Source organism: Enterococcus sp. AZ084 (assembly GCF_051714905.1).
GTDB lineage: Bacteria > Bacillota > Bacilli > Lactobacillales > Enterococcaceae > Enterococcus_B > Enterococcus_B pernyi.
Genome location: NZ_JBIOSS010000001.1, coordinates 2494704 through 2507339, shown reverse-complemented (window position 1 = coordinate 2507339; position 12636 = coordinate 2494704). Strand labels below are relative to the sequence as shown.

The 12636-nt window shown below is 38.7% G+C and carries 12 protein-coding genes, 1 tRNA gene and 1 pseudogene; 11 read left to right on the top strand and 3 right to left on the bottom strand.

Annotated features, from left to right (window positions below):
* Positions 1–113: 113 nt before the first annotated feature.
* The 5 genes from IGI79_RS11330 (at position 114) to upp (ending at position 4774) form a co-directional block, all read left to right on the top strand.
* The gene (locus IGI79_RS11330) at positions 114–1139 is read left to right on the top strand and encodes an L-threonylcarbamoyladenylate synthase (RefSeq protein WP_438846002.1); all 1026 of its coding nucleotides are present in this window, start codon (positions 114–116) and stop codon (positions 1137–1139) included.
* 189 nt (positions 1140–1328) lie between these two features.
* Complete coding sequence (gene glyA / locus IGI79_RS11325; protein ID WP_010736623.1) at positions 1329–2573, top strand: serine hydroxymethyltransferase; 1245 nt, start codon at positions 1329–1331, stop codon at positions 2571–2573.
* 113 nt (positions 2574–2686) lie between these two features.
* Positions 2687–2863: a hypothetical protein gene (locus tag IGI79_RS11320; RefSeq protein ID WP_438846000.1), complete on the top strand. Its 177-nt coding sequence runs from the start codon at positions 2687–2689 to the stop codon at positions 2861–2863.
* 123 nt (positions 2864–2986) lie between these two features.
* Positions 2987–3928, top strand: coding sequence for an alpha/beta hydrolase (locus IGI79_RS11315; RefSeq protein ID WP_438845999.1), 942 nt, complete (start codon positions 2987–2989; stop codon positions 3926–3928).
* A 216-nt stretch (positions 3929–4144) separates the two neighbouring features.
* The gene (gene upp, locus IGI79_RS11310) at positions 4145–4774 is read left to right on the top strand and encodes a uracil phosphoribosyltransferase (protein WP_010736621.1); all 630 of its coding nucleotides are present in this window, start codon (positions 4145–4147) and stop codon (positions 4772–4774) included.
* Between the two features lie 99 nt (positions 4775–4873).
* Here upp and IGI79_RS11305 read toward each other — a convergent pair whose 3' ends face one another.
* The gene (locus IGI79_RS11305; RefSeq protein ID WP_019723878.1) at positions 4874–5116 is read right to left on the bottom strand and encodes a hypothetical protein; all 243 of its coding nucleotides are present in this window, start codon (positions 5114–5116) and stop codon (positions 4874–4876) included.
* 121 nt (positions 5117–5237) lie between these two features.
* Between IGI79_RS11305 and IGI79_RS11300 the strand changes: the two genes are divergently transcribed.
* Positions 5238–5310: transfer RNA gene (locus IGI79_RS11300), tRNA-Thr, on the top strand.
* 333 nt (positions 5311–5643) lie between these two features.
* Here IGI79_RS11300 and IGI79_RS11295 read toward each other — a convergent pair.
* A complete protein-coding gene (locus IGI79_RS11295; RefSeq protein ID WP_438846074.1) occupies positions 5644–6018 on the bottom strand; it encodes a VOC family protein in 375 nt (124 codons plus the stop codon).
* Between the two features lie 556 nt (positions 6019–6574).
* Between IGI79_RS11295 and IGI79_RS11290 the strand changes: the two genes are divergently transcribed.
* The 5 genes and pseudogenes from IGI79_RS11290 to IGI79_RS11270 form a co-directional block, all read left to right on the top strand.
* The gene (locus IGI79_RS11290; protein WP_438845998.1) at positions 6575–7285 is read left to right on the top strand and encodes a glucosamine-6-phosphate deaminase; all 711 of its coding nucleotides are present in this window, start codon (positions 6575–6577) and stop codon (positions 7283–7285) included.
* 191 nt (positions 7286–7476) lie between these two features.
* On the top strand, positions 7477–8268 hold the full coding sequence (locus tag IGI79_RS11285; protein ID WP_438845997.1) for a MurR/RpiR family transcriptional regulator: 792 nt from the start codon (positions 7477–7479) through the stop codon (positions 8266–8268).
* Positions 8269–8358: 90 nt separating this feature from the next.
* A complete protein-coding gene (malX, locus tag IGI79_RS11280) occupies positions 8359–9927 on the top strand; it encodes a maltose/glucose-specific PTS transporter subunit IIBC (protein WP_335883037.1) in 1569 nt (522 codons plus the stop codon).
* Between the two features lie 19 nt (positions 9928–9946).
* Entirely contained in the window at positions 9947–11107 is a 1161-nt protein-coding gene (locus IGI79_RS11275; RefSeq protein WP_438845996.1) for a MalY/PatB family protein, read from the top strand.
* 86 nt (positions 11108–11193) lie between these two features.
* Positions 11194–11415: pseudogene (locus IGI79_RS11270) on the top strand (IS3-like element IS1076 family transposase); the annotation flags it as partial.
* A 242-nt stretch (positions 11416–11657) separates the two neighbouring features.
* Here the strand turns inward: IGI79_RS11270 and IGI79_RS11265 are convergent.
* Positions 11658–12566 (bottom strand): ArsR/SmtB family transcription factor, encoded by a 909-nt coding sequence (locus IGI79_RS11265; RefSeq protein ID WP_010734611.1) that lies wholly within the window; start codon positions 12564–12566, stop codon positions 11658–11660.
* Positions 12567–12636 lie beyond the last annotated feature (70 nt).

Here is a 12636-nt window from a genome sequence, read left to right as displayed (position 1 = left end):
GTTATCAACATACTTATCCACTATTGACAAACTAGTTATCAACAATTTGTGTATAACTACCTGAAAAAACGGAATAAACCAAGGATTTTGAAAAAAGAGGATGTGGATAGACTGTGGAAACAATTAAATATGATGAAACACAATTGAATGAAGCTGCGAAGGAATTAGCAGTAGGAAATCTAGTGGCTTTTCCAACGGAAACTGTCTATGGATTAGGAGCTAATGCCCTTTTACCGGAGGCTGTCAAACAAGTCTTTACAGTGAAAGGTCGACCACAAGACAACCCATTGATCGTCCATGTCGCCTCCTTCGAACAAGTAAAAGAGTATGTGGACAACTTTCACCCACTAACAGAACAAATTGTGAAAAACTTTTGGCCAGGACCACTGACTTTGATTTTTCATATCAAAAAAGGTAGTTTACCGGGGACTGTCACTGGTGGGTTATCCACAGCTGCTTTTCGCATGCCAGATAACAAGAAAACGTTAGAATTAATCCAATTAGCAGGTGTACCACTTGTCGGGCCAAGTGCCAACACTTCAGGTAAACCAAGTCCAACAACAGCAGACCATGTCTTTCATGATCTAAATGGAAAAATCACAGGAATCATTGACGATGGGGCGACGAGGATCGGTGTAGAATCAACGGTACTTGATTTGAGTGACCCATCTGCACCGCCGATGATCTTACGACCAGGGGCAATCACGAAAGAGCAACTAGAAGCTGTCATTGAAAGTCCAGTGGCGACAGACCGCCATTTGGTCAAAGAATCTGAAACACCGAAATCTCCGGGGATGAAATACAAACATTACTCACCTGATACTCGAGTACTAATGGTTGAAAAAACGGATTGGCCAGAGGCGATCATCTGGACAAAAGAGCAAAAACTACGTACCGGTGTTTTAGCTGGACCAACAATTGCTGATCAGGTACGTAAGGATGTCGCAGCAATTTACATGTATTACGATGATTCGATAGAAGCTGCCACAAAAGGACTATTTGCAGGATTACGTGGCTTAGATGATGAGCGGTTAGCGCTTGATTTGATTTTAGTGCAAGTCGCACCTGAAGAAGGTCTAGGTATTGCTTATATGAATCGGTTGAAAAAAGCTGCAGGACAAAATTATTATAAAAAATGATCCAGAAGTGATTGCTGCAAAATCATTCTGTGATACAATCTAGGAAACAAACTAAAATAGCTATTTATGAAATAATGTTCGTATTCTTAGCTAGTAATGTTTGGTCAACATCAAAAAAAGACAAATAAACGGAACAATCATTTGAAATTTAAAGAAGTTGACACATAAATAAATAAGGAGTTGTTGTTTGTGGTAGACTACAAAACGTTTGACCCTGATTTATGGGCAGCAATCGCAAAAGAAGAGGAAAGACAAGAAAACAATCTGGAGCTGATCGCTTCTGAAAACTTTGTCTCTGAAGCTGTGATGGCGGCACAAGGAAGTATTTTAACGAATAAGTACGCAGAAGGGTATCCAGGACGTCGCTATTATGGTGGGTGTGAATTTGTGGATATCGTTGAAAATCTGGCGATCGATCGTGCCAAAGAATTATTTGGTGCCGATTTTGTCAATGTTCAACCACACTCTGGATCACAAGCCAATACAGCTGCATATCTTGCGTTAGTTGAACCGGGGGATACGATCTTAGGAATGGATCTTTCTGCTGGCGGACATTTGACACATGGCTCTCCAGTCAATTTTAGTGGAAAAACGTATCACTTCGTTGCTTATGGTGTAGATCCGTCAACAGAAGTCATTGATTATAATGTCGTACGCATCTTAGCGAGAAAACATCAACCAAAATTGATCGTAGCAGGAGCAAGTGCCTATGGTCGGACGATCGACTTTGCAAAATTCAGAGAAATCGCAGACGAAGTTGGGGCAAAATTGATGGTCGATATGGCACACATTGCTGGTTTAGTTGCAGCGGGTGTCCATCCAAGCCCAATCCCTTATGCCGATATCACAACAACTACTACTCACAAAACATTACGAGGACCTCGTGGTGGGATGATCTTAACGAACAATGAAGAGCTGGCGAAAAAAATCAATAGCGCAGTCTTCCCAGGCATCCAAGGTGGCCCCTTGGAGCATGTGATTGCCGGAAAAGCTGCTGCATTTAAAGAAGCATTGACTCCTGAATTTAAGGAATATAGCGAACAAGTCATTGCCAATGCAAAAGCCATGGCAAAAGTATTCAATCAATCGATTGGTACCCGAGTGATTTCAGGTGCCACAGATAACCATTTGATTTTGATCGATGTACGTGACTTAGAATTGAACGGAAAAGAAGCAGAAGCGATTTTGGACAGTGTTCATATCACCGTCAATAAAAACTCGATTCCTTTTGAAACACTAAGCCCATTCAAAACAAGCGGTATCCGTATCGGGACACCAGCAATCACGACCCGTGGCTTCCGTGAAGAAGATGCAGCAAAAGTCGCTGAACTGATCGTCAAAGCCCTACAAGCAAAAGATGACGAAGCTCAATTAGAAGAAGTGCGTGCAGGCGTCCGTGAATTAACAGAGCAATTTCCATTATATAAAAAATAAAAATTTTATAACTAAGAGTCAGCAATAAGAAGGTAAGAGAATAAAAAAGGTGAGACAACCAGGCATGTAGCCGTTTGGTTGTCTCACCTTTTTTCTGATTGTTGAAGTGTTAGATGGCTATCTGGAAACTCAAAAAATATGAGAAGCTATTTTCTGATTTTTCATCTTACTGCTCAGGTCAAAGCGCTTCTTTCACAACTTGGATAAACGGTGTTCGCAAGTCAGCTCCTTCAATATTAAGACAACAATTGAAAAAATATGAAAAGCTATTTTCTCAATTTCTGCCTTAATACTTGGAGCTGAACGGCTTGCTCACAACCTCTTTCAATCTGATTTTTTGACTTTTGTCTGGTTGCTCTCTAGTATATGAGGTGTAATTTTATTTGTTGCATTCAATTTAGGGAGGAATCCGTATGACTGATCGAATTTCATTAGAAAAAGAAGCAATTGAGTTTAGTGATGCTAATGCACCACACCCGCGTATCTATGAATTACCTCCGGAAGAAGGGCGTGATCTTCTAGAAGAAGTTCAAAGTTCTTCTGTGGAAAAATTACCTGTGGATATCGAGGATTTGAAAATGGATACCAATGATTGGGGACAAATCAATGTGCGTTTTATCCGTCCTGAAGGAAATGTAGAAAAATTACCTGTCATATTTTATATACATGGTGCTGGTTGGGTATTTGGTAGTGCCAAAACACATGACAAATTGATTCGAGAATTGGCTGTTCGTACAAATTCGATCGTGATTTTTCCTGAGTATAGTCGTTCGCCAGAAGCAAAATATCCTACTGCCATCGAGCAAAACTACGCGATTTTGCAAAAACTTGCGGAGCTTTCTGAGTCGAAAGGCTTGGATCTTGAGAACTTGACAGTCGCAGGGGATTCCGTAGGTGGGAACATGGCAACGGTGATGACGATTCTTACAAAGCAACGTCAAGGATTACCAATCAAAAAACAATTACTATATTATCCTGTAACTGATGCAAATTTCGATACAGATTCTTATAACCAATTTGCAGAGAATTACTTCTTAACAAAAGAAGGGATGCAATGGTTCTGGGATCAGTATACGACAGAGGAAAAGAAACGAGCAGAAATCACTGCCTCACCTTTGCGTGCAAGTGAAGAAGAATTGACAGGTTTACCCCCTGCAATGGTCTTGACTGGTGAAGCAGACGTGTTAAGAGATGAAGGAGAAGCATATGCTAGAAAACTTCGTGAAGCTGGTGTGGAAGTTACGCAAGTACGTTTCCAAGGGATCATCCATGATTTCGTCATGGTAAATGCGATGGACCAAACCAATGCGACACGAGCAGCAATGACTCTTTCCACAGAATGGCTAAAAAACTAGTTGTTTTTTGTCATCTTTATCCATCAATAAAGTAGAAAAATAACAAAAAACGTCTGATTTTCAGGCGTTTTTGTTATTTTTTGCTGATTTTAAAAAGAACACCGCTTTGTTTTTTTATTTCTTTGATTTTCTTTAGGAAAATGACGGGTTAGACTAGTCAAGTCAGTGATTTTGTTTTACAATTAAAAAGAAACGAGAGAAAAAGGAGACAAAAAAATGGGCAAATTTCAAGTAATCGACCATCCATTGATCCAACACAAATTAACGATTATTCGCGACAAAAATTGTGGTACAAAAGTTTTCCGTGAGGTTGTTGATGAAATCGCTATGCTGATGGCATATGAAGTATCACGTGATATGCCACTTGAAGACATTGTCATCGAAACACCGATCACAGAAACAACACAAAAAACATTGTCTGGTAAAAAAGTAGCCATTATCCCAATCTTGCGCGCAGGTATTGGAATGGTTGACGGAATCTTAGAATTGATCCCAGCAGCTAAAGTTGGCCACATCGGATTATACAGAGATGAAGAAACATTGGCACCGCACGAGTATTTCGTTAAATTACCGGAAGATATCGACGCACGTCAATTATTCGTAGTTGATCCAATGTTAGCGACAGGTGGCTCAGCGATCATGGCGATCGATGCTCTGAAAGCACGTGGCGCTTCAAACATTAAATTTGTTTGCCTTGTTGCAGCTCCAGAAGGTGTTAAAGCCTTACAAGAAGCACATCCAGATATTGATATCTATACTGCTTCATTAGATGAAAAATTAAATGACAAAGGCTATATCGTTCCTGGTCTAGGCGATGCCGGCGACCGTTTATTTGGTACTAAATAGGAAAAATCAGCTATACAAAAAAATCTGGGGTCTTCCCAGATTTTTTTTATTTCATTCAGTCAAAATAAAAACCATCCACTTGATGGATGGTTGAAAAAACTAAATCTTACTCATATCTTTGTAATTGATAATGACGACGCCTTTACTTTGGGTCATCAAATCGGCATTCTCATTAGTTTCATCAATTGCAACAACAGCAGAGTTTTTCAATTGCTTGGAAATCGTTCCGGTTTGCGTTTTTCCGTGAATCATAAAGGTAACATGTGTATCAGTGGTAAATTTTTCTCCAAATTCTGACGGTTCGACCTTTGTTTCAAATTTTCCAAAAGTTGCCATTTTCATAAAACCTGCCTTTCATTTATAATTATAGCACATTTTTTGAAAAAAATCATGAAAGAAGAAAAATCTTCCACATTACCCCTTTACATTTCTTAACATAACGACTATAATTTTTCTTGGAAACGCCAGCTTAGCTCAGTTGGTAGAGCAACGCACTCGTAACGCGTAGGTCGTAGGTTCGATCCCTATAGCTGGCATACTAGATAAACACCGTCATATCAAGGTTTATACCGAGATATTGACGGTGTTTTTTTGCTTTTGTTGGAGTTTGTGGGCAGACATGTGGGCAGAAACATGAAATAAGTCAATCTTTAATTTACTGTTTTAATCTCAAAGAAAACCATCAATTTGATTTTAAAGAGTAAATTCGTCAAGCGTAGGTCAGAGCTTCGATCCTTACAACTGGCTTGAATATATTAGATTAAGATTCAAAAAGTCTTATAGGTCTAACCGAGGTTAACTTTTTATAAATTTTTGATCAAATAAAGTTTTCTGTTAAAAATGATAGAAGTGATCCACCATTAGAAACATTAGTTTTTTGCTACTATTTCTAGCTTAATACGGTCTGGATCTTCAAAAAAGAAGGCGTAGTGATTGGCTCCGCCGGCATGAGGATATAACTCAGGATATAATTCGGTAACACCTGATTTCAACAATTCACTCCGTAATGAATCTACTTCAGATTCGCTTGAAATAGAGAAGGCAAGATGATTCAATCCAGTTGCCATTCTAGTAAATTGATGATGTTGATATTTTTCACGAGTTTGAACAAATACAATATAGCAATCCTCATAGATATAACTGAAGCCATTTTCCCATTCTTGAAATACTTGATAGCCTAGTTTTATTAAAAGTAAGTCGTAAAAATCTTTGGATTTCTTTAAGTTGCTAACATTAATTTCTATATGGTGTAAGATACAATCTCCCCCTTTATAGTTTTTATTGTATCAAATAATAAGAATCCAAGTTCCCGAAAGATGTGCCAAAATATTTTCTGACGTACATAAATATTCATTCAGCTGGGCTTGTTCCTATTTTTTATATATATTTACTTGCGCAGTAAAACATAAAGAAGTGTCTATTTATTGAAATTGTCATACTAAATAATTCTCGTGATAACAAGGTTTACAATGAGATATTGGCTTTTTTTGTGCAATTTGAATAGAATCATTAATGAACGGCTACTTATTGACAGTAGATTTTTTTTAGTACTAAAATTTAGATAATCATTAAGAAGAGCTGCTGTGCGGCTAACCAAAAGAGTCTGTCATTTATCTGATAGACTCTTTTGTGATATATGAGGAAGATAAATCATTGGAGTCACTGAGGATGGTTGAAGAGTAACTAGTATTTTTATTGATTTATTTCAAAATTTTTTTGGCACGTCAGAAAACGCTATCAAAAACACCGTCACACTGTTACACTTTAACTAAATGATTGATTGAAAGGAAGTGGACAGCAATGGATTTAGTGATTGCGAAGGATTATGAAACGCTTAGTAAAGTGACGGCGGGGATCGTCTTGGGAAAAATGTTGAAGAAAAAACGTGTGAATTTGTCTTTGACGACAGGAAATTCGCCTAAGATGACCTACGAGATTTTAGTGGAGACGCTTAGTAAATTACAGATGGATACATCGATGATCCATTATTATAATTTTGATGAGGTGGCGTTGAAGGACAAGCAGTATGGTTTGACTATGTCAGGACTGAAAGAAGCCCTTTATGATCCTATAGGGGTCGCTGCTGAGAATATCCATGAACTGACTATTGATAATTATCAAGTTGTGGATAAACGAATGGCGCAAGCGGGTGGTCTGGATCTAGTTTTGATGGGGCTTGGGGAAGATGGTCATTTTTGTGGAAACATGCCTGGATATACGGACTTTAGTAAGGAGACTTATAGCATTCCAGTCATTCCAGGAGATCAGATGTATAAATCGTTAAAAGAACATCTGGGAGAAGAACCTGGTGATTACTTTGTGACATTTGGGCCAAAGACGGTCATGGCAGCGAAACAGTTAGTATTGATCGTTAACGGGGAGCATAAAGCAGAGATCATCAAACAAGTGATCGAAGGACCAGTAACAGAGCAGATTCCTGCATCGATCTTGATGACTCATCCCGATATCACAGTGATTTTAGATGAAGCAGCTGCAAAGTTATTAAAATAAATAGTCATATCAATGGATTGTTTCAAAGAACAACACAGAATCCACGAAAATCATATTACTGATTTTTGTGGATTTTTTTGCATTTCTGAATTTATCTGTAGACTCGTTTTCCATCGTATTCTCCGGTAGAATAGATAAGAAAACAAACCATATTGTTCATTGGCGAAAAACTGCCAGAATAGGAGAAAGAGATGAATCAGTTTTATAAGAGAATCCAATATAAATTTTCTGAATTAAATCAAGTGGAAAAAAATATCTTAGATTATTGTTTGCATCAATCAAGAAAAGTTTCCTCCATGACAGCCGAAGAATTAGCGAGTGAAACATTTACCAGCCAATCGACTATTACTCGAATGGCAAAAAAGCTTGGCTTTAAAGGATTTCAAGAATTTAAGTTTGCCCTTAAAAGCTACCGGTCATTAGAAGAAACGAGTGATTCTACTGATGTGTCGGATGAATTCAAACCATTGATCAATGAAATCCTTCGTCAGTTTACAGAGACGTTAGAAAAAATCGAGCCGAAACAAATCGATCGCGCAGTCAATATGATTAAAGAAGCACAACGTATTGAACTGTTTGCTGTAGGGCAAAGTATCCCGGTCGCTGTTTCCCTGAATCGAAAATTGCATTTTCTTGGTAAAAATGTGGGGCATTCAACCGATTGGGACGAATTGCTAGCAGTGAGTAAACAACTAGGAGAAGGAGATCTTGCTATTTTTATTAGTCATAGTGGGGAAACATTAGGAATGCTCGATTATGCTAAACGACTAAAGGAGCGAAATGTTCCTCTGCTGTCTTTTATTGGTCAACCGGCAAGTTCTTTAGAAGAATTGTCGACGGTCGCATTTATTGCAGAAATGTTGACGATCTATCATCAGAATATTGATTTGAGTCCAAGAGTTTCAATGGATATCTTGTTAGATATTTTGATGATCCATTATGCGAAACAAGTCACTTCTCAGAATGGAGATTCTAATTTATGAATGCCCATTCTACATGGACAGGAAGTATTGCAACCGCCTTTGTCATCGCTTACATTTTAAGGGTAAGAAATAGAGTAAGGGGGAAAAGGGATGCAAAAAGGGAAGAAAGCAAGTTGGATGGAGATTTTTCAAGGGTTAGGCAAAACGTTCATGTTACCAGTCGCACTGTTAGCTTTCATGGGATTTTTCTTAGGGATTGGGAGTGCGTTCTCCGCTGAATCCGCAATTACTGCTTTTCCATTTTTAGGTGCTGCTTGGTTACAGGTGATGTTTCGCTTTATGTCGACGATTGGTGGCTTTGCTTTTAGCTATTTACCAGTGATGTTTGCCATGGCGATACCTTTAGGCTTAGCACGTAAAGAAAAAGGCGTGGCTGCTTTTTCAGGATTTGTTGGGTATGTAGTGATGCAATTATCGATCAATTTTTATTTGCAAGAAACGAATCAATTGGCAGCAAGTGAACAATTACGTGAAGCTGGTCAAGAAATGGTTTTTGGTATCCAAACATTATCTATGGGTGTTCTGGGAGGGATCATTGTCGGGCTGATCGTTTATCAGCTCCATACGCGATTCTATCAATTCCAATTACCAGATAGTTTTGCCTTTTTTTCAGGGACACGTTTTGTACCCATCATTACTTCAGTAACTTTAGCAATTGTTGGCGTGTTGATTCCGATGGTTTGGCCACTTTTTGCCATGTTGATCACTGGGATCGGAAATTTGATCCAACGCTCTGGGGCATTTGGGCCATTCTTATTCGGTTCTGGAGAACGACTCTTATTGCCATTTGGCTTACATCATATTTTAGTATCGATGATCCGGTTTACAGAAGCTGGAGGAAGTCAGGTCATCAATGGGCAAGAAGTCTTTGGCGCACTAAATATTTTTTATAATGAATTGCAACAAGGATTGGCGATTTCACCTAGCGCCACTGCTTTTCTTTCACAAGGAAAAATGCCGACATTCATGTTTGGCCTTCCCGCAGCGGCTTTAGCGATGTATCAAACCGCAAAGCCAGAGAATCGTGCAAAAATCAAAGGATTATTGATTTCAGGTGTGATTGCGACTTTTGTAACAGGGATCACTGAACCAATCGAATTTCTCTTCTTATTTGTCAGTCCTCTCTTATGGGGATTCCATGTGTTGATGACTGGTGCCGGATTTATGGTCATGAGTTTGTTGGGCGTAACGATCGGGAATACCGATGGCGGTATCTTAGATTTTATTATTTTCGGGGTCATGCAAGGGACTTATACTAAATGGTGGTTGGTTTTACTTGTGGGTGCCTGTTGGTTTGGTATCTATTACTTTACATTTAAAACGGTGATTTTACGCAAAAACTTAAAGACCCCTGGACGTGAAGAAATGACTGCTGAGACAGAATATACAGACGAAGAAGTAACATATAAAGGAAAAGGTACAGTTGATGCACGAGGAATCTTGGCTGCTTTAGGCGGTGCTGAAAATATCACTTCTTTAGATAATTGCATCACGCGTCTAAGGTTAGTAGTGAATGACGGATCGATCGTTGATGATGACCGACTGAAAAAATTAGGTGCATTAGGCGTGGTCCATTTGGATGATACGAATGTTCAAGTCATTATAGGAACAAAAGTGACGACTGTTAGAAATCAACTGGATGACATCTTGTCGTTCTGAAATCGGGAGAGTGTAGAAGATGTCTTTCAATGAACAAATCGATCGTAAAGGGACATATTGTACGCAATGGGATTATATTGAAGACCGCTTTGGTAAAAGTGATCTCTTGCCATTTACGATTTCTGATACAGATTTTAAAGTACCAACAGGCGTCGAAGCTGCGCTCCAAGAAAGGTTAAGACATCCAATTTTTGGCTATACTCGTTGGAATCACACGGATTTCAAATCAGCAGTCACTCACTGGTACAAAGAACGTTTTGGACACCAGATCGACGAGGACTGGTTGGTTTACAGTCCTTCCGTCATCTATAGCATCAAGCAACTGATTTGTTTATTAAGTGAACCCGAAGAAGGTGTGATTATCCAGACGCCTGCTTATGATGCCTTTTATAAACTGATTGCTGGAAATGGACGTAAGCTAGTAATCAATGAATTGATTTATCAAGAAGGTGCCTATCAATTGGATTTTGAGGACTTGAGGCGTCAATTTGAGCAACCCGAGAATAAAATTTTGTTATTGTGTAGTCCCCACAATCCAACAGGTAGAGTGTGGACCAAAAAAGAATTAGTAAACATCATCGAGCTTGCCCAAAAAAACGAAGTGTTCATTATTTCGGATGAGATCCACATGGATATTCTAAGAAAAGGACAACAGCATCGACCACTGACGGAATTGATCCAAAAAAATGTCGCAGTCGTCACATCAGGAAGTAAAACATTTAATTTTCCTGGATTGATTTTTTCTTACGGATTGATTCCAGATTCGTCCTTGCGCCAGCGGTTTTTACAACAGATGAAAGAAGCTGATGGCCTCGGTTCCACGAGTGTTTTTGGATTAGTTGCTACGATTTCGGCGTATGAAAAAGAAAGCAACTGGGTCACTGAACTCAACCAGTACATTGATGATAATATTGTTTTTGTCACTGCGTACCTCAAACAACATCATCCAGAAATCATCGTAACAAAAAGCGAAGCCACCTACTTGATGTGGCTCGATTGTTCGCAAGTACCATTCAGTATGGAACAGCTTCAACAACGCATGATCGAACGTGGAAAGGTGGCGATCATGTCTGGCGAAGTGTATGGAGAAACCAGTCGCAATTTTTTACGTTTGAATGTGGGATGTCCACGGAAGAAATTGGAAGAAGGATTGCGGCGATTGACGGAGAGTTTGGGGTAGATAGGATAGTAACAAATACAAATAAATGGAACTTAGTATAATAAACGAGATAAAAAGTTAAAGGTAAGCGGGTATCTGGCTTATGTTTAGAAGTTCACGCGAATAGCTTATATGTATAGGTTCAAGAAGTTGAAAAATATGGAGAAAGTGCGTTTCCTGAAAAAAGGAGCGCACTTTTTGGCATCCATGATGAAATAAAGAAACTAGAACAAGGAAGTCGTTACCTATCAGAGGAACTAGATTTATAAAAAAATTCAGGACTTCTTGAACCCAAACGAGAAGTCCTGTTTCTATTCTTAAAAGAACATAAATGAAGGGCTTGCCAAGCATTGGTCGTTTCAAGCAATAGAATTGGCTAGGAGAGATCATTTACATTTTTTTAATTAACCGTTTATTCGGTTTAGGTGGTGCAAGAGGACAAATGTCCCAGACACGTTTCATCGTTAATATACATTTAATAAGTAGATATTTTTTTGTTTTATCTCGGCTTGTTAGGTCAGTTCTGATCACTTTGCTGAGTCCTTTTTTTGTTGGATAAAGAAAAAATAGGTCATTCAGATACGTAAAAATTAAACAATAAATCTTGAGGATAGTTCCCCCAGCGATCGCCGAAAATAGTCAAACCACCAGCATTTTCAGCAGTAGCAGGCGCAGCGATTTTAAAGGTGAAGAAGTCACTATGATCTAAGTCGATTTCATTCAGGTTGTGATCTGTTAATTTCTCTCCGTCGAGGGAAGTGTCATAGCGATTGATGCGTAAATGCTTAAGTAATCCATATTGACTAAATTCATCGATCCACCATTTCGGAGTCAAGGAACCTCTAACATCTGAAAAGTTCCCTGGAATGGTGTATTTACCAATGCAGTGGTTGTTTAAGTAAAATGAAAGATCACTTGGCCAATAGTTATTAGAGATTGGGAACTCAGAAGCGATTTCCATGCTGATTTCCAATAACTCGATTTTTTCACCAGTTTTCAAAGGATTTGGAATTTTGTATTCTAGAAACCCATTATTTAGCCAGATGATGCTCGCATCAACACGATCTTGGTCAAGAAAAGACTTAGGGTCGTCTAATGCGCCAATCAATCGATCTTTCGTCGCCATACCGCAGGAAGGCTTAGCTTCAAAATCGGTAAAGTGACCTATTTTCACTGATTGGGAGGTTAAATTCATTTGCGGAAACACTTTTGCGGGGAAATTGATATTGATGAAATCAGTTTTTAGAGATAAGTATTTTTTCTTCCAGTCTTGCCCCGATCCTTTTTCTGTTTTGATCAACTGTGCTTGTTCAAGTTTTCGGATGTGCTTTGTCATCAAGGCATTGCTGATCGCTAATTTTTGCCCAATTTCACTGATGCTTTTCTTACTATCTCCTAATTCTCTTAAAATCGCTAAGCGAGTTTCATTTGCGAGTGCTTCGTAGATCGGTAAAGATGCTTTCGTTAAATCCAATTCCATAGCTATCACCTCGTTATACTAATTAGTTTAATGAAAAGATGGATTAATTATATCACATGCTTTTGGATTT

Coding starts and splice junctions, on each gene's coding strand:
- IGI79_RS11320 (WP_438846000.1), top strand. CDS start 2,687: ATGGCTATCTGGAAACTCAAAAAATATGAGAAGCTATTTTCTGATTTT.
- IGI79_RS11315 (WP_438845999.1), top strand. CDS start 2,987: ATGACTGATCGAATTTCATTAGAAAAAGAAGCAATTGAGTTTAGTGAT.
- upp (WP_010736621.1), top strand. CDS start 4,145: ATGGGCAAATTTCAAGTAATCGACCATCCATTGATCCAACACAAATTA.
- IGI79_RS11305 (WP_019723878.1), bottom strand. CDS start 5,116: ATGAAAATGGCAACTTTTGGAAAATTTGAAACAAAGGTCGAACCGTCA.
- IGI79_RS11290 (WP_438845998.1), top strand. CDS start 6,575: ATGGATTTAGTGATTGCGAAGGATTATGAAACGCTTAGTAAAGTGACG.
- IGI79_RS11285 (WP_438845997.1), top strand. CDS start 7,477: ATGAATCAGTTTTATAAGAGAATCCAATATAAATTTTCTGAATTAAAT.
- malX (WP_335883037.1), top strand. CDS start 8,359: ATGCAAAAAGGGAAGAAAGCAAGTTGGATGGAGATTTTTCAAGGGTTA.
- IGI79_RS11275 (WP_438845996.1), top strand. CDS start 9,947: ATGTCTTTCAATGAACAAATCGATCGTAAAGGGACATATTGTACGCAA.
- IGI79_RS11265 (WP_010734611.1), bottom strand. CDS start 12,566: ATGGAATTGGATTTAACGAAAGCATCTTTACCGATCTACGAAGCACTC.